This is a genomic window from Haloarcula sp. Atlit-47R (assembly GCF_003665985.1).
In the GTDB taxonomy this organism is placed as follows: Archaea; Halobacteriota; Halobacteria; order Halobacteriales; family Haloarculaceae; genus Haloarcula; species Haloarcula taiwanensis.
Genome location: NZ_QPLQ01000002.1, coordinates 841,065 through 859,831, shown reverse-complemented (window position 1 = coordinate 859,831; position 18,767 = coordinate 841,065). Strand labels below are relative to the sequence as shown.

The following is an 18,767-nucleotide window of genomic DNA, read 5'->3' as shown; positions in this document are numbered from 1 at the left end:
GTGTCTCGGTACCGGAGTCCAGTATGGCCGACAACACAGACCCGGACCACGAGGAAGCACAGCCAGCGGCGGATGCCGAAGCCGACGACGACAGCACCGCCGATCACCCTACAGAGCGCGAGCGGGAGTTCGCACAGATGCAGCGACGGCTCAACGAGCGGGAGATGGGTCTCGACCAGCGGGGCGCGGAACTCGACCGGCGCGAAGAGAAGATTGACGCCCGCGAGGACGAACTCGACCGCCGAGAGACGGAACTGGACGAGCGGGAGTACCAGCTCGATGAACGCGAAGCCGCGCTTGAGGACCGTGAGACCGCCCTCGACGAGCGTGAGGCCGAGCTGACAGAGTACGACACGCAGCTTTCCGAGCGCGCCGCGGAGCTCGACGAGCACGAGGAGACGCTGCACACCTACCTTTCGGGGCAGATGGCGGATGTCGAGGCGTCTGTCACGGAGACGATGCAGGACGCACTGGACCGGTACGAGGCGGACCGGGCGGCCGGTCAGTTCGGCCCGACCGGCACGATGCTCGTCGGGCTGGCCGGCGTGGCGCTCGTCGTCGCCGGCATCGGGTTCGGCGCACTGGCATCTGCCGGTACGGCCCCGTTCAGCGCCGGCGGAACGACAGCTGATCTCGCTATCGCTGCTGTCGTCGGTATCGTCGGGCTGGCGCTGAATCTCGGGACGGTTGCGGGAAAAGTCTGAGCCGCGTCGTCAGTCTGCCGTCGCGGGATAGTCCAAGCTGTCCGTGGCAGGCGTCTCACGGTCACCGAGCCATGCGTGAACACCAGCGATGGTGGCCCACAGCACCAGCTGGCCGAACACGACTGTCCAGCGGTAGGCCGCGACGAGCGCGGCAGGAACGTCGCCGTGGACCGGGTTTGCCGGCGCGAGCACGACCGGAGCCGCAAGCAGCGCGAGCGGCAGCGCCGTGGCTCCGAGTCGAACAGCGGTGTGGCGGTGTTCCGTCCGCTGATACGCGAGCCCGGCAAGCACTGCGACCAGCGCCCCCAGCGCCATCAGGCCGGCGTACCACGCAAGGCGCGTCTCCGTTCCGAGCGCCTGCTCGACGCCCGGTGGCTGCGGCGGCAAGACGAGCCACGGCGCGCCGGAGACGGTGAGAAAGCCGGCTCCCGCAAGCACCAGTCGCTTCGTCGCGCCCGACCCGGGAATCGCAGGTTCGAAGAAGAAGTACGCCATGCCGAAGGCGGCGACGCCGAACAGCAGGCCCCAGAGGACGCCGCCGCCGATGCTGGCGACCGTCGTCGTCAGCTCGGAGACGGCCGGCCCGCCGCCGTGGCTGTGTCCGTGTTCGAACGTCTCCAGCCCGGCGGTGAAGGCGTTCCCGACCGTCGCGACAAACAGGCCGTAGACCAGCCCACCCGCCACGCCGGCTATCGCGCCGCGTTCGAGGTAGTTAGTCGCCATCAGTGGCAGGTGATGCCGGCGCTGTGTCGGAAGTTGTGCAGTGAGTCGTGCAACATTGGGTCTTGCACGAACAACAGCGTGAAGCCGAGCGCCGCCACCAGCGCGACGGCGATGGCGACCTGTGGACCAGTCAGCGACGCTCTGGCGCGTTCGATACGGTCGTGCACGCTGTCCGTTGCGCGTGCAGTGTCAGTGTCGTCCTGCATTGAAATCTCGTTTGTCTTAAGAACAAGTAAGATTGTAAAACTTCCGCCTGACACAGCTTCGGGGGTTACTGTTCGCTGGCGACGGCATCGACGCGTTCGGCGGTCAGCGCGTCCAGCGGGACGACTGATGCGTCTGTTTCGTCTGCAACAAGGTCGAGCAATCCAGCGCGCCCCTCTTCACCAGCATTCACGATAACGGTCCGGTCGGCTGCTTCACCGAGCGTTCGCGCCGCGGTTCTGGTCGCTGCAACCGGACTCCCGTCGGCGGTGTTCGCCCGGCCGTCGGTCACGACGACGACGACGCCGGCGTCCGGGTCGGCGCGGTCGAGCACCTCGCGGGCGGCGGTCAGGCCGGCCGGCAGCGGCGTCCGGTCGCCGGTCGGCAGGTCCTTGAGGTGGCGGGCGGCCAGCGAGACGCTGTCGGTCGGCGGGAGCACCACGTCCGCGCTCTCGCCGGCGAAGGTGACGAAGGCGACCTGGTCGCGGGCCTGATAGGCGTCTTTCAGCAGTTCCAGCACGGTGCCTTTTGCGGCCCGCATCGCCGGGCGCATCGACGCGCTCGCGTCGACAGCGAACACGACCAGCGTCTCGGCGTCGCCTGCGCGAACGGACTTGCGGAGGTCTCGCGACTCGACGCGGCCGCTCCCGCGGCTGGCTGCTGCCCGGACCGACGCTGCAGCGTCGACCTCGTCGTCGCGGCCGGCACGCTCGGTGCGGACCGTTGCGCCGCGGGTCGTGCCCGTCGCGCCCGCGCGGCCGCTCGCCGCGCCGCCGTCCGTGTCGACCTCCGGGGCGTCCACGTCGGGCGCGTCGCTGTCGCCGACTGCCGCACGAGACTGGCCGGGCAGGAGCGGCGTCGCGTCCTCCGGGTCGTCGGGGCTGCCGTCCTCGTCACGGTCGTCGCCGGCATCCGATTCGGCCTCACTCCCCTGACCCTCCCCGTCTCCGTCTGCCGACGCGGGCGCTGGACCGCCCGGTTCGTCTCCCCCCTCGCGGTCCTCGGAGCGCTCGCCATCGTCGGGGCGCTGTTTCTGTGGGCCACCACCGGCATCGCCGTCCGAGTCGTTTCCGTCAGCCGCTGACTCGTCTGCGTCTTCTCCGCCCGCCGTCTCGTCATCCGCTTCACTCTCCGATCCGTCGGCTTCCTCGGTGTCGTCTCCGCTTTCCTCGTCTTCGCCCTCGTCGTCATCGAAGTGGTCGTCCAGCACGTCCTCGACGTCCGGCGCGTCCTCGAAGGGTCGAGAGGTGAGCCGGTGGGGCAGCGCGAACTCGGCGGCGCGCTCGATGTCTGATTCGAGAACCGTCGTCCGCCCGTCCAGTGCGGCAAACGTCCGGGCTGCTCGCGCTGTGGCGATATCGCCACGGTGGCCGTCGAGGCCGGCGTCCCGGCAGAGTTCGGCGATTTGCTCGCGGAACTCGCGGGCGAGGTCAACCTCGGGGAGAATCTCACGGGCGGTCCGCAGTCGCTCGCCGGGGTCGCGGTCGGGTTCGGTCCCGTCTCCCCCTTCGTCGCCCTCTCCGAGCGCCCGGTCGATGATGGCGACCCGGTCGTCGAGGGCCTCGCACGCGCTGACCTCGGTCTGGAGGGCGAAGCGGTCCCGGAGCTGGGGCCGCAGGTCGCCCTCCTCGGGGTTCATCGTCCCGACGAGGGTGAACGCGGCGGGATGCGTGACGGTGACGCCGTCGCGTTCGACGCGGTTCACGCCGCTCGCGGCGGCGTCGAGCAGCACGTCCACGAGGTGGTCGTCAAGCAGGTTCACCTCGTCGACGTAGAGGATGCCGCGGTTCGCGCGGGCCAGCAGGCCGGGGTCGAACTCGTGGTCGCCGTCCAGTGCGTCCGCCACGGAGAGGGTCCCGACGACGCGGTCCCGCGTCGCGCCGAGCGGGAGCGTCACCAGCGGGACCGAGCGCGTCTCGACGGGCGGGTCCGCGCGCGCCCGGCAGTCCTCACACTGGGCCTCGGGGCGGTCGGGCGGACAGCCGTAGGGGCAGTCCGCGACCGCGCGCTGCTCGGGGAGCAGGTCGGCGAGTGCCCGCACCGCCGTCGACTTCGCCGTGCCCTTCTCGCCGCGGACCAGCAGACCGTCGAGGTCATCGTCCGTCGCGACCGCAAGCAGCCCCTCTTTCAGGTCGCGCTGGCCGACGACGCCCGCGAACGTCGGCCCCTGCGAAGCTTTTTTGCCCGCGCCGAATACAACCATACTTGTATTAGTGTAAACGGAGATTTAATAACGTTATGCCACAGCTAGGACTCTACACCGCGACGGAGAACGAACTCGGGGCCGTCCAGCGGGCCGCGGGCGAGGTGGACGCGGACCTCGTCGTGCGCTCGGAGAGCGACCTCGACGACGAACCGGCGGTCGAGGCGTTCGTCGACGAACTGACCGACGCCGACGCCGTAATCCTCTGGCTCCACGGGGCCGAGGACAGCATGCCGGGCTACGACCTGGCTGTCGAGCGCCTGCGCGAGGCCGGCGTCCCGCTCGTGGTGAAAGCCACTGGCGACGCCTTCGCCTTCGAGGACACGTCGGTTCCCGACGAGCACCGCGAGACGGTCTACGAGTACTTGGAGAGGGGCGGCGCGAGCAACGTCGCCAACTGCGCCCGCTACCTCGTCGCGCAGTACGGCGACGCCGACCCCTCCTACGACGACCCGGTGACACTGCCGACGGAGGGGGTCTACCACCCCGACCATCCGGGTGCGAGCATCGAGGAACTGCGGGCGACGTTCGACCCCGCGAAGCCGACCGTCGCCGTCTGGTTCTACGAGTCCCACTGGACCCACGAGAACACCCGCTACGTCGACGCGCAGGTCCGAGCCATCGAGGCCCAGGGCGCGAACGCGCTCCCCATCTTCTGCGAGCCGGCGACCGACGCTGAGGGCCAGTGGAACGCCGAGCAGGTCACCGAGGAGTGGCTACTGGACGCCGACGGTAATCCGCTCGTCGACGCCGTTTGCTCGTCGTTCATGTTCTCGCTGTCGATGGACGAACGCGGCCGCAGCGCCGACGACGAAGGACAGGACGCCGAGGACGTGTTCCTCGACAAACTCGGTGTCCCCGTCATCCAGACCGTGACGACGATGCGCTCGCGCTCCCGGTACGACAGCAGCGACACGGGCGTGATGGGCTTCGAACTCGCGCTCTCGGTCGCGCTGCCGGAGTTCGACGGCAACGTCATCACGCATCCCATCTCGGGCAAGGAGCGCACCGACGACGCCGCCGACATCGGCAGCGCCCCGAAGCAGCACTTCCCAATCGACGACCGCGTCGACCACGTCGCGCGCCTCGCAGTCAACTGGGCCGAACTGCGCCACACCCCGAACGACGAGAAGCAGGTCGCCGTCGTCCTGCACAACTACCCGCCGAGCGACGACGGCATCGGGACCGCCTTCGGGCTGGACTCGCCCGAGAGCACGGTGAATCTGCTCGAAGAACTGGACGCCCGTGGGTATGATTTGGGAGATACGATGCCCGACAGCGGCCAGTCGCTCGTCGAACGCCTCACCGCACAGCTGACCCTCGACGACCGCTGGGTCGCGCCCGAGGACGTACGCGAGATGAGCGTCGACACCGTCTCGCCGGCCCAGTACGGCGAGTGGTTCGAGGCCCTCGACGCGGACTTCCGCGCGAACGTGGTCGAGGAGTGGGGCGACCCGCCCGAGCGCCCCTTCGCGATTCCCGGGGCGGAGTTCGGCAACGTTCTCGTGACGGTGCAGCCCCCGCGCGGGTTCGGCATGGACCCCTCGAAGGTGTACCACGACTCGGACCTCCAGCCGCCCCACGACTACGTCGCGTTCTACCGCTGGCTCCGCAACGCCTACGAGGCCGACGCCGTCGTCCACCTCGGGACTCACGGCAGCCTGGAGTGGCTCCCCGGCAAGACGGTGGGACTCGACGGCGAGAGCGCACCCGACCAGCTCATCGACGACATCCCGAACGTCTACCCCTACATCGTCAACAACCCCGGCGAGGGAACGCAGGCGAAACGGCGCTCCTACGCCGCTATCGTCGACTACCTGACGCCGGTGATGGCCAACGCCGGAACGTACGACGACCTCGCCGACCTGGAGGAACTGGCCGACCGCTACCGCGAGGCCGGCATGGAGGACGCCCGCAGCGACGACGGCGAACACCTCGCCGAGCAGATTCGCCGGACGGTCGACGAACTGGACCTCGCCGTTGAACTCGGCATCGCCGGTGAGATTGACGAGAAAGCAGACGTGCGGGGACCAGACGAGGCCGGGTCGACGCTCGCAGAGGGAGACGTCGAAGGCGACGACCTCGACATCGACGCACTCGTCGAGCGCGTCCACGAGTACCTCACCGACGTGAAGACCACCCAGATTCGCAAGGGCCTGCACACGATGGGCGAACCGCCGGCCGACGACCGACTGGTCGACTATCTGGTCGCGCTCACCCGCCTAGAGAACCCCGGCGCGCCGTCGCTGCGCGAGAGCGTCGCGGGCGTGCTTGGCGTCGACTACGACAAACTCCGCAACGCCCCCGGCGAGTACGACGAGGCCCTGGGGATGACCTACGCCGAGGCCGCCGACCGCGTCCACGAGACCAGCAAGGACCTCGTGGGGACGCTCGCCGAGTACGACTTCGACGTGCCCGTGAGCGAACTCGACGACGGCGACTCGGAGGTCAACATGAACCTCCTCGTCGTCGACATCGACCCCCTCGGGGACGCCCGCGCTCGGTCCGGCGCGCACGACGACCTCCGCGAGGCGCTGGCCTACATCTGCGAGGAGGCCGCTCCGCGGGTGGCCGGTGCGGCCGACGAGATCCCCCGCACCGCCGACGCACTGGCGGGCGAGTACGTCCCGCCCGGCGGCTCCGGCGCGCCGACCCGCGGCGGCGTCGACCTGCTCCCGACGGCCAGGAACTTCTACACGCTCGACCCGCGGAAGGTCCCGGCCAAGACCGCCTGGGACGTGGGCAGCGAAGTCGCATCCGGCGTGCTGGAACGTCACGAGAGCGACGAGGGCGAGTACCCCGAGGAAATCGGCGTCGTCGTCTGGGGGACGCCGACGGTCCGGACCCGCGGCGAGACCATCGCGCAGGTACTCGCGCTGATGGGCGTCGAACCGGTCTGGTCCGACGCCGGCCGCGTCGAGGACGTGGAGCCGATTCCCTTAGAGGAACTCGGCCGCCCGCGTATCGACGTGACGACGCGCGTCTCGGGCCTCTTCCGGGACGCCTTCCCCGCGGCGGCGGGCGTGGTCCACGACGCCGTCGACGCCGTGGTCGACCTCGACGAACCCCACGAGATGAACTACGTGAAAAAGCACGTCGAGGCGGAGACCGACGACCTCGTGGCTGACGGGATGGACGAGAGCGACGCCCGCAGCGCCGCCAAACACCGCGTGTTCACGACCCGGCCGGGCGGCTACGGAGCCGGGACGAACAAGGCCGTCGACGAGGGCAACTGGGACGACCGCTCGGACCTCGCCGACGTGTACGTCCAGTGGGGCGGCTACGCGATGGGCTCGCGCGGCCGCGTCAGCGAGGCCCACGAGTCCTTCGAGCGCCGCCTCTCGTCGGTCGACGCGACGGTCAAAATCGAAGACACCGCCGAGCAAGACGAGTTCGACTCCTCGGACTGGTACGCTTTCCACGGCGGGTTCATCTCCGCCGTGACCGAGATCGCCGGCGAGGAGCCGAACTCCTACGTCGGCGACTCCGCGGACCCGGATAACGTCGACGTCTACACCAACGAGGAGAAGGTGCGCAAGGCGATGCGCGCCCGCGTCCTCAACCCCGCCTGGCTCGACTCGATGGAGGAGCACGGCTACAAGGGCGCGGGCGACCTCTCGACCACGGTCGACGTGGTGCTGGGCTGGGACGCCACCACCGGCGTCGTCAGCGATACGCTGTGGGACGACGTGGCCGAGCGCTACGCCTTCGACGAGGACCGCCAGGACTGGCTCCGGGACGTGAACCCCTGGGCGCTGGATTCGATTACTGACACGCTGCTGGAGGCCATCGACCGCGGCCTCTGGGACGCCGACGACGAGACGCGCGACCGCTTGCGGGACCTGAATCTGGAAGTGGACGGAGACCTCGAAGCGCGCAACAGCAGTGCGGAACGGACGGAGGTGGCTTCAGATGACGACTGACGGCGCGACCCCGGAGGGGTCGCGAGACGGAGGCGGTGAAACCGCCGACGCAGACGACGCGACGGACGGTGAGACGAACGACGAGGACGACTTCGAGGAGTACGCCGACCTCGGCGCGACGACGGAGAACGCGATGGACATCGCCGAGACGTCGATGGACCGCGTTCGCCGACTCGTCCCCGACGAGACGCTGGCCGACCGCATCCGCCAGAAGTCCGTCCACGCGACCGGCGACCCAGAGTTCCAGCACCTCGTCCGCTTCACCGGCGCGGACGACGACGAACCGGTCCGCGCGGGGGCACAGGCCGTCCTCGACGAACAGCCCATCGTCACCGACATCACGATGGTCAAAGCGGGTATCACCGGCCGCGGCCACGACTGCCCGGTCCGGAAGGCCATCGGCAACGGCGCGGAACTGGCCGCCGAGACCGGCATGACCCGGACGGCCGCGTCGGTGCTGGAACTCGACCGCGAGGGCGTCTACGACGGCGCTATCGCCGTCGTCGGGAACGCGCCAACGGCGGCGCTCGCGCTCGCTGACTGTATCGAGGACGGCACCCGGCCGGCCGTCGTCGTCGCGACGCCCGTCGGCTTCGTGAAGGCCGCCGAGAGCCGGGAGCGGCTCCGCGAGGTGGCGGCCGAGCACGGCGTCCCGGCCATTACGAACGTCGGCCGCCGCGGCGGGAGCGGGCTGGCCGCCGGCCTGACGAACGAACTGGTGCACGTCGCCAGTGACGTGCGGGAGGGCGACGTCTCCCTGGATGACTGAAGGAGACGACTACGACCTCGATAGCGGGCCGGACCCCGCCGCCCTTGCGGCGAGCGCGCCCGAGGACCCCGCCGCCGACCGGCCGGTCAACGCCGTCGGAATCGGACCGGGGAACCTCGACTTCCTCACGCCGCGGGGCGAGCAGGCGATTCGGGAGGCCGACGTGGTCGTCGGCTTCGAGACGGTCGTCGACTTCGTCGCCGAGCGCACCGACGCCGACCTGCTGACCTGTGGCTACCGCGACGAACTCGATACGCTGGAGGCCTTCGCCGAGCGCGTGGCCGCCGGCGAGCGCGGGACGGCCGTGTTGATGGGCGACCCGAACCACTCGGGCTACCAGTTCGTCGGGAAGGTCCAGCGGGCCGTCGACCGCCCCGTCCGCGTCGTGCCGGGCATCTCGTCGCTCCAGGTCGCGGCCAGTCGCGCCCGAACGCCGATGGAGGACACGACGTTCGTCACGCTGCACAAGAGCGGTGACCTCTCGGCCGACCTCGACCGACTTCGGAGCGATGTGGGTGACCGACACCTGCTCGCCCTCCCGCGCCCGTTCGACCTGATGCCCGAGGACGTTGCGACTGAGTTGCTCGACGCCGGCGGCGACCCCGATCTGCCGGCGCTGGTCTACGAGCGACTCACCCACGACGACGAGGCCCGCACCGCGACGACGCTCGGCGACCTCGCACAGGATTCCGGCGGTGACAGCAGGGAGGACACGCGGTTCTCGGACTTGTCGGTGTTCGTCGTGCGGCGAGAGTGACGCGCGCGCCTCCAGTCCTGTCTAGCTAATTTCGGCCGTCCATCCCTGCCGTCGCCTGTACTCGCTGATAAGCCGGAACGCGAGCACGTAGCCGACAGCGGCGAACACGACGGCCAGAACGACGTTCCCCGTCCACAGTCGGACCAGCACGTCGCTCCCCATCGAGACCGAGACACCGTCAAACGACAGGCCGGGCACCGGCCCCAGAATCTGGTTCCCGAGCCAGAAGCTCGTCGCGTACACGCCCCACTTGACCGGCGGGTTGAGTATCAGTACAGACGCGAACAGCGCAACCTTGCTGAGTTGTTTGAACAGGTACGCGAGAACGAGGAAAGCGAGAAAGCCAGTCCCTAGCGTCGGGAGCGCGGTGAGGAACACGCCCACACTGAAGCTCACCGCGACTTCCCGCGGCGAGTGGTCTTCTATCAGCGCAGCCACGAGCTTCTCTTTGACCTGTTCCCGCGTCTGCGCTACTCGTCGGCGAACCATCTACGTGTCAGGATGTACCGTGGGTACAAATCGCTTCCTCTCGTTCGGCGTCCCCGGTTCTGACGCCGCGCCAGCCCTAATCGCCTTCACCGTCGGTCGCCATCGGCCGGTTTGTCGCGGCCAGCGTCGCCTCGAACGTCTGTGGCGTGCGTGAGTCGGCCATCGTCCGTGCCGTCTCGACGGCGGTTGCGACGGCCTCGGTGACAAGCGGGTGGTCGTCCAGCGTGTCGGTGTAGGCGAGTCCGCCCCTGTCGAGGTCGAGCTTGGCGGGAATCTGTGTCTCTGTCGCGTCAGTCGGCGCGAGAAAGAGCGGCACAGCGACGGCGTGGTCGTGGGTGAGATTGTATCGGACACATTCGACAGCGGGGTTCTGAAGCAGATAGCACGGCTCCACCTCGCCGAAGGCCGAGCGCTCGCGCAGGCGCTCGGCGTGGTATTCAGTCACTTGACGCTGGTACGGCTTGCCGCTGGAGCCGAAGGCGACGAGCGCGACGGAGGTGTCGGGGGCCTCCGGGACCGCAGCGGCGGCACGGTCCCGGAGCGCTTCGGTCAGCAGCGGGCTCCGCCCGACTGGTTCACAGTAGTGCGTCTCGGCGTTGACCTCGTCGAGTACCGCTGGCACGTCCGTGACTGTCGCGTGGTCGTGAGCGACGGTCATCGGCAGCGCGAACACGCGGTCGGCGTCGATGGCTACCAGTTCGTCGCGTAACTCCCGACGGGGTTCGTGGTCGTAGGTCAGCACCGCCACGTCAGTAGCTACCCCACGCTCGCGCAGCCGGCGAGCGTGTGTCTCGTAGGGCGTAGCGCGTGGCGTGTCCCGACCGATGAGCAGGAGTGTGTCGTGTGGCATTGGTAGCGTCCGACGCTAAAACAATCTGAGTTGTTTTAGCGAAAGTTGGCTTGCCTGAACGTTGGCAGGAATCCACTAATACCTTTGGGTCCTGCCGCTCGGGCGTCGGCGACCCGCTATCCGAGCCCGGGCACAGGGGCTTATACGCAGTCGAGCGCAATTCCGGGCTATGGACGTGACAGAGACCGACCTGCCTGGTGTGGGAAAGAAACACGAGGTGGACATCGGCGGCGGGCAGCAACTGGTAGTCGTGACCCACAACACGGGTACACGCGAACTGTACCTCAAAAAGGACGAGGACGCCGACTCCGAGAAACTCCTCGAACTCTCTGACCGGCTGGCGCGGATGGTCGGCACGATACTCGAAGGCGCGTACTTCCAGCCGGTCGAATCCAGCCACGTTGAGACGATGCTGTCGGAGGGGACGCTGCTGGAGTGGTACGCGGTCGAGAGTGATTCGCCGCTGGTCGGCGAGACGCTGGCGGGTGCGAACGTCGGGCAGCGGACCGGTGTCACTGTCGTCGCGATACAGCGCGATGACAACGTCATCGCTGGCCCGTCGCCTGACATGCAGATCGAAGCCTCGGACACCCTCGTGGTTATCGGCGAACGCGAGAACTGTGAGCAGTTCGAGAAGCTCCTCACCGGAGACCTGTAGATGGCTGGGACCGAAGCGCCGGAGGCCCGCCGTGGCTGACCTGCTCGGCATCGGTGTCTTGTTCGCCGCCGTCGCCGCCGCCACGCTCGTCGCTGTGTGGCTGAACAAGTCGGTGATCCCGTTTTACATCATCATCGGGATGCTGCTGTCGCCGTCTGTTGCGGGGCAGTTTTCCGTCGCCGGCTACGGCCTTCCCGTCGTCGAGTCCTCGGAGTTCGTCGAGCTCGGCGCGGAACTGGGTATCGTCTTTCTGCTGTTTTTCCTGGGGCTGGAGTTCAACCTCGACCGGCTGCTGGAGAGCTGGGAGCGCATCACCAGAGCGGGGACCATCGACCTCGCCATCAACTTCGGTGCCGGTCTCATGCTCGGGTTCGCGCTGTTCCGGGACCCGCTCGCGGCCTTCCTCACCGCCGGTATCGTCTACATTTCCTCGTCGGCCATCATCACGAAGTCGCTCATCGACCTCGGCTGGATCGCCAACGACGAGGCCGACCCGATGCTCGGGACGCTCGTGTTCGAGGACCTGTTCATCGCCGTGTACCTCACAGTCGCAGCCGCGCTCGTCACTGGGGGATCTGATGTGGCGGCCGCCGCGACCTCCGTCGGCATCGCGCTGTCGTTCATCGTTGCACTCCTGCTCCTGGCCCGCTACGGGACGCCGTGGTTCGAGCGGGCCTTACAGACGACTTCGAACGAGTTCACGGTGGTCCGGGCCGTCGGCATCACGGTCTTGGTCTCCGGTTTCGCCCTCGCTATCGGCGTCAGCGAGGCCGTCGCCGCGTTCTTCGTCGGCATGGCCTTCGCCCCGACCACTCACACGCACAAACTGGAGAGCCTGCTGGAACCGCTCCGCGACACGTTTGCGGCGGTGTTTTTCTTCTGGATCGGCGTCGAGACCGACCCGCGGCTGTTCGCCGGCGTCGCGGGGCTTGTCGCCGCCGCTATCGTCGTTACGACACCGACGAAAATCCTATCCGGCTATCTGAGCGGCCGCGCCTACGAGCTCAACCCCCGGCGGTCGATGCGTGTCGGCCTCGGGATGGTCACCCGCGGCGAGTTCTCCCTGATCATCGCCGCCGTTGCGCTGACCGGCGCAGGCACGTCGCTGTCGACAGCGCTGGCCAACGCGGTCTACTCGTTTACCGTCGCCTACGTCCTTCTGATGAGCATTCTCGGAACGATGCTGATGCAGTACTCGGCCCCTTTCGAGCAGTTCGCGACAGCGCGGTTCGGAACGGAGTAACGAAAAAAACGCGAGCCGGTTCTACAGTTCGCTGTCGGGAACGACTACGACCTTTCCGAAGCCCTCGCGGTCCTCGATTATCTCGTGTGCTCTGGCGATTTCGCTCATGGGGAGCGTCTCGCGGACCCGTGGTTCCATTTCTCCTTGCCAGACCAGCTCCAGCACTTCGTCGGCCTGACCCGGAGTGGCCATCGTCGAGCCGATGACCTGCAACTGGTTCCAGAAGATGCGGTTGAGGTCCGTCTCCGGGTTGCCACCGGTTGTCGCCCCGCAGGTGACGACGCGACCACCCTTGACGAGGCTCTTGAGCGAGTCCTGCCAGGTCTGTGCGCCGATGTGGTCGACGACCATATCGACGCCGCGGCCGTCGGTCAGGTCCCGAATCTCGCTCGCGAAGTCCGCCTCCTCGTAGTTGATGGTGTGATCCGCACCCAGTTCTTCTGCGTAGTCAAGTTTCTCCCGGCTGCTGGCGGTCGCAAACACCTCCGCGCCGGCGTGGTCTGCGACCTGGACGGCAGCGTGGCCGACGCCGCCGGACGCGCCGAGAACGAGGACGGACTCGCCGGATTTCAGGTCGCCGCGGTCGCGAAGCATCCGCCAGGCGGTCTGGAACACAAGCGGCGACGCGGCGGCTGTCTCCCAGTCGACGCCTTCGGGGACTGGCGTGAGGTTCTCGGCAGGCACAGCGGCGTACTCGCTGTGGACGCCCCGGACGTGTTCGCCGATGATGTGGAAATCCGGCGCAAGTGTCGGGTCACCCTTTCGCGTGAACTCGTCGCCACCGCCGCTTTTGCCGGCGAGGACGGCCACCCGGTCGCCGGGTTCGAACCGCGAAACGTCGTCACCGACTTCGTCGACGACGCCCGCGGCGTCGCTGCCGGGGATATGAGGCATGTCGAGGTCGACGCCGGGAAGGCCGCGCCGGGTCCATATGTCGAGGTGGTTCAGCGCGGCCGCCTTCACGTCGATGACCACCTCGTCGCGGTCGGGTTCGGGGTCGGGAAACTCGCCATACTCGAGCACATCACGGTCGCCGTGACTGTCGAACTGAACGGCTTGCATCGTCACCACTTCCCGTGGCTTGGTTATAAACGCCAGCCTCCCGGACGATACTAGTCGTGGTTGCACTACTGCGGTCGTACACCTGTATCTGGATACATCATAATCTATCTACTTACGGGAATTATATTCTCATAATACGGGCAATATTTAGATATAGCAGAGATACGGTGCCCTATTATATCTAGTGCGTCGAGAAAAGCTAAATATAAACTTGAATAGTGGATATTTCTCTACTAATAACCGAAGAATCTACTTACAGGGCTTCGTTTCTCGGTAGTACAGCCCTCTCTTGGGTTGGTGTGTGCTACTCCCCACCACTGCTGGCCCGATGAGGAGCATACTTACCGCTCGAACCCGTTTTCTACGCCACCAATGACACACACTGCAAACACACTCTCTGACCGCTCTCGGGGCGATCTGACATGCGACTGGGTGGCTCCTCGCGGCAGGACAGTGGTGACCGACCGATGAATCTCTCACTCGTTATCGTCGCGACGATGACCGGTGTCGCTACCGGCGTTGTGTTCGGACTGCTGGATGTCCCCATTCCGGCCCCGCCGAACCTCGCCGGTGTCATGGGTATCCTCGGCATCCTCGTCGGCTATCGCCTCATCGAGTACTTCGACGTCGGCGTCAGCCTGCTGTCGCTGCTGAAAGTCTGAGCAACTACACGGCTCTTTTCGCACCGAATCGTCTCATATTTCGCTCCCAGAACGACGGCGACGGCAGCGACGACGCTGCCGCCGTCAGTGGTCCGCGTGTTCTGTCCCGTTGTGGTGCTGGTGCGTGCTTTCGTTCTCGCTGTGGCCGGTACCAGCGTGGTCGTGACTGCGAGTGAGGCGGCCATGATACGTGTCAAGGGTCCGTTCGAGCAGCGCGGTCCGCGTCTCGTGGCCCTCGGTGACTGGCTCGACCCACCGCGATTCGGTTCGCCAGTAGCCCATCACCTCGCCGGACGGCTCGATCACCTCCGCGTCGAGACCTTCGACCCCCCAATCGTCCGTGTACGCCTGGATGAACGAGACGACGACTGTCTCGATGCCAGCCGCGAGTTCGTGGCCGCGCGCGCTCTTCGTGACGTAGGTCAGCCTGATGCGGCCGTCTTCGACGGCGAGGGAGTCGATGTCGACGAACCACTTCCGCAGATTGGACTCGAACGCGGCTAGCTCGGTGTCGGCCGAATCTGCTGCTTCGTCGTCGCTGCCGGCGTGTTCCCCGCCGTGGCTGTGTCCTTCACCGTGGTCGTGACCGCCGTCCGTGTGCGTGTGGCCGTGCGCCTCGTCGTGGTGTGCCCCAGTGTCTGCCTGTGTGGGCGTTCCCTCGGATGTTGCCGTCGAGCCGCCAGCTCCGGTGTTGCCCGGCTGGCTGTTCTGGGTGCCGCCGAGGCTGCTACAGCCTGCGCTGGTCACCGCAGCCAGCGCGAGGGTTCCGAGGAACCCACGCCGACTCCGTCGCTGGCTGGTGTCCCGCATGGCTCAGGTCCCCCGTCGCGTTGCGAGCAGCGCTGCGCCGACGAGCGCGAGCAGTGTGACGACGGCGGTGAACCCGGGTCCGGACGCGGCGGTCGTCTCCGACTCCGCGGTTGCAGTGTCTTCGGCCATCGTTCCCGCCGACTCGCCCTCGGTGTCAGGCGCAACAGTCGCCGTGGTACCGCCGGACTCGCCGTTGCCGTCAGTCCCGGATTCGGCTTGCTGGCTCGTCGAAATCCAGACCGGGCTGGTCAGCGCTCGGTCGCCGTCCTCGTCGACGACGCGGAAGGCGACCCAGGCGTTCCCGTCGATGGCAACGTCGGTGCTCATAGTGTCGTTTGTCCCGTCGAGCGTGACGTTCGAGACGGTCGTGCCGTTCCGGATGACCTCGGCGTACGCGAGTTCGTCGAGGTTCCGAACCGTCGCGGACGCCTCTACGGAGGACCCGGCGGTCGTGTTCACGGTCTCGCCGGGCATCCTGTCGTCGACGGTGAACTCGACGGCCGGACCGTACGTCGCGTACGTGTGCCCGTCTTTCACTGACTGGGCCCACTTCTCGGGCGTGACTGGCCCCTCGACGTATGCCCGGGTGCGGGCACTGCCGTATTTCGCCGGGAAGCACTGCGAACAGTGGTCGTCGCTGACACCGGTCGCCGTAATCTCGTAGCCGTTGTTCCAGAGGGTGAACAGCCCGCGGACGCTGGCAGCGTCGGACTCACCGTACGGACCGTTGTACGCTTCGATGGCGTCGACCATCGGGAGGTACTTCTCGTGTTGGCCGGGCGCACTGTCGAGGCTGACGAAGCGGTCACCCGGATGGTTGACCTGGAACACCGTTGCGTTGTGTCGGGTCCGGGACTCTTCGATGAACTCCACCAGGGTCCCGTCGGAATCAATCATCTCCTCGCCGTGCATCGGGTAGGGGTTGAAGTGCCCGAGGTCGCCGGTGGTGATTTCCTCGCTCCGGATGAACATGATGTCGCGCTCTGCGGCCTGTGACTCCATCGAGCCCCAGCCGCCGATGGCGTTGTGGTCGGAGATGAACACCGCGTCGACGCCCGCCGATTTCTGGATGGCGACGAAGTTGTCGATGGGCGTCTTGCCGTCGAAGCTGACGCTGCTGTGGGCGTGGGGGTCGATGCCGACCCAGTTGCGCTCGCTGGGGTCCAGCTCCTCGGTGAACGTCGCGTTGACGCTGACTGCCTCGCCGGGCGTCACTGAGACGTTCTTCTCGACCGGGTCGGCGATGTAGCCGGTTCCGTGGTTAAACACCAGCGTGTAGTTGCCGGGCGGGAGCTGGAACGAGGCAGTCCCGGCCGGCGTCGTCTGTGTGTAGACGGTCTGGACCGCGGTGCCGTCGTCGAGCACCGTGATCCGAGCGTCGGCGGGACTGACCTCACCCTCGTCGTCTATCGTTGCGGTGACGTTGACTGGTGCCGGCCCCTCCAGCGAGTCGAAGTCTGCGGTGGCTGTCTCGCCGCCGGTGACAGTGACGGATTTTGGCTCTGATGCCGCAAATCCGCTGGCATCAGCCGTCAGCGTGTACTCGCCGGCGGGGAGTTCGAGTTCGTACGTTCCCGTCTCCGAGCCGACGGTGTAGGTGAACGCACGGTCGCCCTTCGAGGCGGTGACTGTGGCCTGTGAGACGGACTCGTTGTCCGTACTCTCGATGCTGCCGGTCACCGTTCCCGTCTCGGTGCCATGCTGCTTGTTGTAGTACTCGCTGGTCGCGCTACTTGCGCCCTCCGAGCCGACGAAGAGGGCGAACTCTGCTGACCGCGTTTCGCCGGGGTCGAGGCGGTGTTCGAGCCACGGGTCAACCCATGTTGTGGAACCCGTGTACGACGTAAAGGAGCCGTTCCCGCCCCAGACGCCGTAGCTCACGCGGTCACCGGTGAGCGCGGCCCAGGGCTGGTCGAGTGTGTCGGCACTCACCGGCGGCGAACGCGTCTCTCCGACCGTCCCCGAACCGGGGAGCCAGGTTGATTGCCCCTCGGAACTCAGTGCCGCCCCGCTCTGGAGGCGCTCGGAATCGTTGACCGGGAGGCGCTGGTCGCCGCCGTTCTCCATCGTGGTGTTGATCCAGATGTGGCTGGAGTTGGCCGGCAGCGTATACGTCGTCGTGACGGACACGTTCGAGTTCGTACTGACGTGGCCGGTCGCGGTGACGACTGCTGCGCCGCTGGGCCCGGTCGCGTTCTGGTACTCGAAGGACTCGTAGTCCGGCCACGTCCCGAAGTTGTTGAACGCGAACTCGGCGACGCCGATCTGGTCGGTCGTCAGCCCGTACGCGTTGGCGTCGTAGATGCCACCGGGGAGCGTGCCGAAGGGACCGTTTGTTTCGGTGCCGATGGCGGCGGCGACTTCACTGTTTTTCAGAACGATGGTTTCGTTCGCTGGTGTCTCGCCGCCCTTGATTCGCTCGCCGGTGACGGCGACCGGCTTGTCCGGTCGCTCGACGTGGCCCGACGAGGCCAGCCACTTCACCGTCCGGAAGAGAAACGGCCGCGTATCGGTTTGCTGGTGTTCGGCCTGCCACTCGTCGGTGAGATACGTCGTGAGCGACTTCTGACTGCCGAAGGCGACGACGCGGCCGTTGTCACCGATGTCCCACGTCGCGGCCGCACCGACGATGCGCTCGCCACGGGGATACTCCGTCTCTGTCGTGGAGTAGGTGTACTCGTAGGTGTCGCTGTCACCGTACAGTAACGGGGCCTGGGTCCCGTTTTCGGTATCGGTCACGTTGAGACTGACCCCGTCGTACTCCACGGTGTCGACGGTGTTCATTATGGGATGCTGGCCCGTGTTGTGCAGAATGACCCGCCACTCGTAATCTGCAACTGTCTTGTTCGTCGGATCCTGAATGTTCCGGAGCCACTTGTCGCTCTCGCCGTTGAAGTGGAGTCCGTACGGGTCGGTGATGTCGTTGAGCTTGCCGGCGTGGCCCTGTAGTGGTGAGGTCCAGTCCCCGACGACGAACAGGCTGCCGCCGTTTCTGACGTATTCGTCGATTGCGGCCTGCTCGGACTCGCTATAGGCCGTCTGGGGGACGGGAATGATGACCACGTCGTAGTCCGACAGCCCGTTCGCGGCCGAACTGTTCCACGAGGTCAGCCCGCCGCTCGTCGACCGTTTCGTGTCGACGTCGTACCCGCGTTCGCTGAGTCGGTTCGCGAACTTCGTGAACGTTGAGCCCTGATGGCTCCCGTCGATCAACACGTCGACGCCGGCACCGCTGTTGTTGAGATCGACTGACCCATCAGGAACCGGACAGCTCCCGTCAAGCTGACAGGTCGCCCCACCAGCTGTGGCCGTCTGTGCCATCGTCTGACTGTTCACCGTTGCCACCTCGCTTTGCTCGCTCGGTGCAGCAGCGGCACTTCCGAGGAAACCGGTGCTGACAACCGAGAAAACGAGTAGTACGCTGAGTAGTACTGGCCGTATGTGATTTCTATCCATCACTTTCTATACCGTATTGTGACTATATAGTTAAAATTTACCATGGTCTCACTATTCTCGGATACTGACTGTGTTCTGTAACGAATGACCGACTCTTGTCTGTGCGAACTGTGATCCGGATTCCCACCTCGGGTCGGGCCTGTTTTAGCTGTCCCCTAATGTCACACCCCTCGGCCAGTATAAGCTGAGACTGACACACCCCATCTGTCGGCCACACATTTCGACACACAGGTTGTGGTCACAACGACAGCCCG

General features: G+C 66.6%; 15 protein-coding genes. 7 read left to right on the top strand and 8 right to left on the bottom strand.

Features of this window, described 5'->3' with window-relative positions:
• Nucleotides 1–23: 23 nt before the first annotated feature.
• On the top strand, nucleotides 24–704 hold the full coding sequence (locus DVK00_RS12085) for a DUF3552 domain-containing protein (RefSeq protein ID WP_121536199.1): 681 nt from the start codon (nucleotides 24–26) through the stop codon (nucleotides 702–704).
• Between the two features lie 9 nt (nucleotides 705–713).
• Here the strand turns inward: DVK00_RS12085 and DVK00_RS12080 are convergent, their stop codons facing one another.
• The 3 genes from DVK00_RS12080 to DVK00_RS12070 all read right to left on the bottom strand — a co-directional run bounded on the left by DVK00_RS12080 (nucleotide 714) and on the right by DVK00_RS12070 (nucleotide 3,834).
• Nucleotides 714–1,427 carry a CbtA family protein gene (locus DVK00_RS12080; RefSeq protein ID WP_101349046.1) on the bottom strand — a complete coding sequence of 238 codons (714 nt, stop codon included), beginning with the start codon at nucleotides 1,425–1,427 and terminating at the stop codon, nucleotides 714–716.
• Nucleotides 1,427–1,633 (bottom strand): CbtB domain-containing protein, encoded by a 207-nt coding sequence (locus DVK00_RS12075; protein ID WP_053966588.1) that lies wholly within the window; start codon nucleotides 1,631–1,633, stop codon nucleotides 1,427–1,429. Before DVK00_RS12075 ends, DVK00_RS12080 begins: the two co-directional genes overlap by 1 nt.
• A 65-nt stretch (nucleotides 1,634–1,698) precedes the next feature.
• Nucleotides 1,699–3,834 (bottom strand): VWA domain-containing protein, encoded by a 2,136-nt coding sequence (locus DVK00_RS12070; RefSeq protein WP_121577765.1) that lies wholly within the window; start codon nucleotides 3,832–3,834, stop codon nucleotides 1,699–1,701.
• Nucleotides 3,835–3,869: 35 nt separating this feature from the next.
• Between DVK00_RS12070 and cobN the strand changes: the two genes are divergently transcribed.
• Genes cobN through DVK00_RS12055 form a run of 3 tightly spaced genes read left to right on the top strand, consistent with a single transcriptional unit; the run spans nucleotide 3,870 to nucleotide 9,283 of the window.
• The gene (cobN, locus tag DVK00_RS12065; RefSeq protein WP_121577764.1) at nucleotides 3,870–7,757 is read left to right on the top strand and encodes a cobaltochelatase subunit CobN; all 3,888 of its coding nucleotides are present in this window, start codon (nucleotides 3,870–3,872) and stop codon (nucleotides 7,755–7,757) included.
• Nucleotides 7,747–8,526: a precorrin-8X methylmutase gene (locus DVK00_RS12060; protein WP_121577763.1), complete on the top strand. Its 780-nt coding sequence runs from the start codon at nucleotides 7,747–7,749 to the stop codon at nucleotides 8,524–8,526. Before cobN ends, DVK00_RS12060 begins: the two co-directional genes overlap by 11 nt.
• Complete coding sequence (locus tag DVK00_RS12055; RefSeq protein WP_121577762.1) at nucleotides 8,519–9,283, top strand: cobalt-precorrin-7 (C(5))-methyltransferase; 765 nt, start codon at nucleotides 8,519–8,521, stop codon at nucleotides 9,281–9,283. Before DVK00_RS12060 ends, DVK00_RS12055 begins: the two co-directional genes overlap by 8 nt.
• A 21-nt stretch (nucleotides 9,284–9,304) precedes the next feature.
• On the opposite strand, the gene DVK00_RS12050 is transcribed toward DVK00_RS12055, so the two are convergent.
• A complete protein-coding gene (locus DVK00_RS12050; RefSeq protein WP_101349051.1) occupies nucleotides 9,305–9,772 on the bottom strand; it encodes a DUF2062 domain-containing protein in 468 nt (155 codons plus the stop codon).
• A gap of 76 nt (nucleotides 9,773–9,848) precedes the next feature.
• Complete coding sequence (locus tag DVK00_RS12045; protein WP_101349052.1) at nucleotides 9,849–10,622, bottom strand: CbiX/SirB N-terminal domain-containing protein; 774 nt, start codon at nucleotides 10,620–10,622, stop codon at nucleotides 9,849–9,851.
• Nucleotides 10,623–10,791: 169 nt separating this feature from the next.
• Here DVK00_RS12045 and DVK00_RS12040 point away from each other — a divergent pair, with 169 nt between their 5' ends.
• On the top strand, nucleotides 10,792–11,280 hold the full coding sequence (locus DVK00_RS12040) for a cation:proton antiporter regulatory subunit (RefSeq protein ID WP_101349053.1): 489 nt from the start codon (nucleotides 10,792–10,794) through the stop codon (nucleotides 11,278–11,280).
• A gap of 31 nt (nucleotides 11,281–11,311) precedes the next feature.
• Nucleotides 11,312–12,523, top strand: coding sequence for a cation:proton antiporter (locus tag DVK00_RS12035; RefSeq protein ID WP_101349054.1), 1,212 nt, complete (start codon nucleotides 11,312–11,314; stop codon nucleotides 12,521–12,523).
• Nucleotides 12,524–12,544: 21 nt separating this feature from the next.
• On the opposite strand, the gene DVK00_RS12030 is transcribed toward DVK00_RS12035, so the two are convergent.
• Nucleotides 12,545–13,585, bottom strand: a complete 1,041-nt coding sequence (locus DVK00_RS12030) for a zinc-binding dehydrogenase (protein WP_101349055.1) — start codon at nucleotides 13,583–13,585, stop codon at nucleotides 12,545–12,547.
• Between the two features lie 467 nt (nucleotides 13,586–14,052).
• Here DVK00_RS12030 and DVK00_RS12025 point away from each other — a divergent pair, with 467 nt between their 5' ends.
• Nucleotides 14,053–14,247: a XapX domain-containing protein gene (locus DVK00_RS12025; protein WP_004518274.1), complete on the top strand. Its 195-nt coding sequence runs from the start codon at nucleotides 14,053–14,055 to the stop codon at nucleotides 14,245–14,247.
• 84 nt (nucleotides 14,248–14,331) lie between these two features.
• On the opposite strand, the gene DVK00_RS12020 is transcribed toward DVK00_RS12025, so the two are convergent.
• Nucleotides 14,332–15,057 (bottom strand): hypothetical protein, encoded by a 726-nt coding sequence (locus DVK00_RS12020; protein ID WP_121577761.1) that lies wholly within the window; start codon nucleotides 15,055–15,057, stop codon nucleotides 14,332–14,334.
• A 3-nt stretch (nucleotides 15,058–15,060) separates the two neighbouring features.
• Nucleotides 15,061–18,513 carry a CehA/McbA family metallohydrolase gene (locus DVK00_RS12015; protein WP_121577760.1) on the bottom strand — a complete coding sequence of 1,151 codons (3,453 nt, stop codon included), beginning with the start codon at nucleotides 18,511–18,513 and terminating at the stop codon, nucleotides 15,061–15,063.
• Nucleotides 18,514–18,767: the final 254 nt, after the last annotated feature.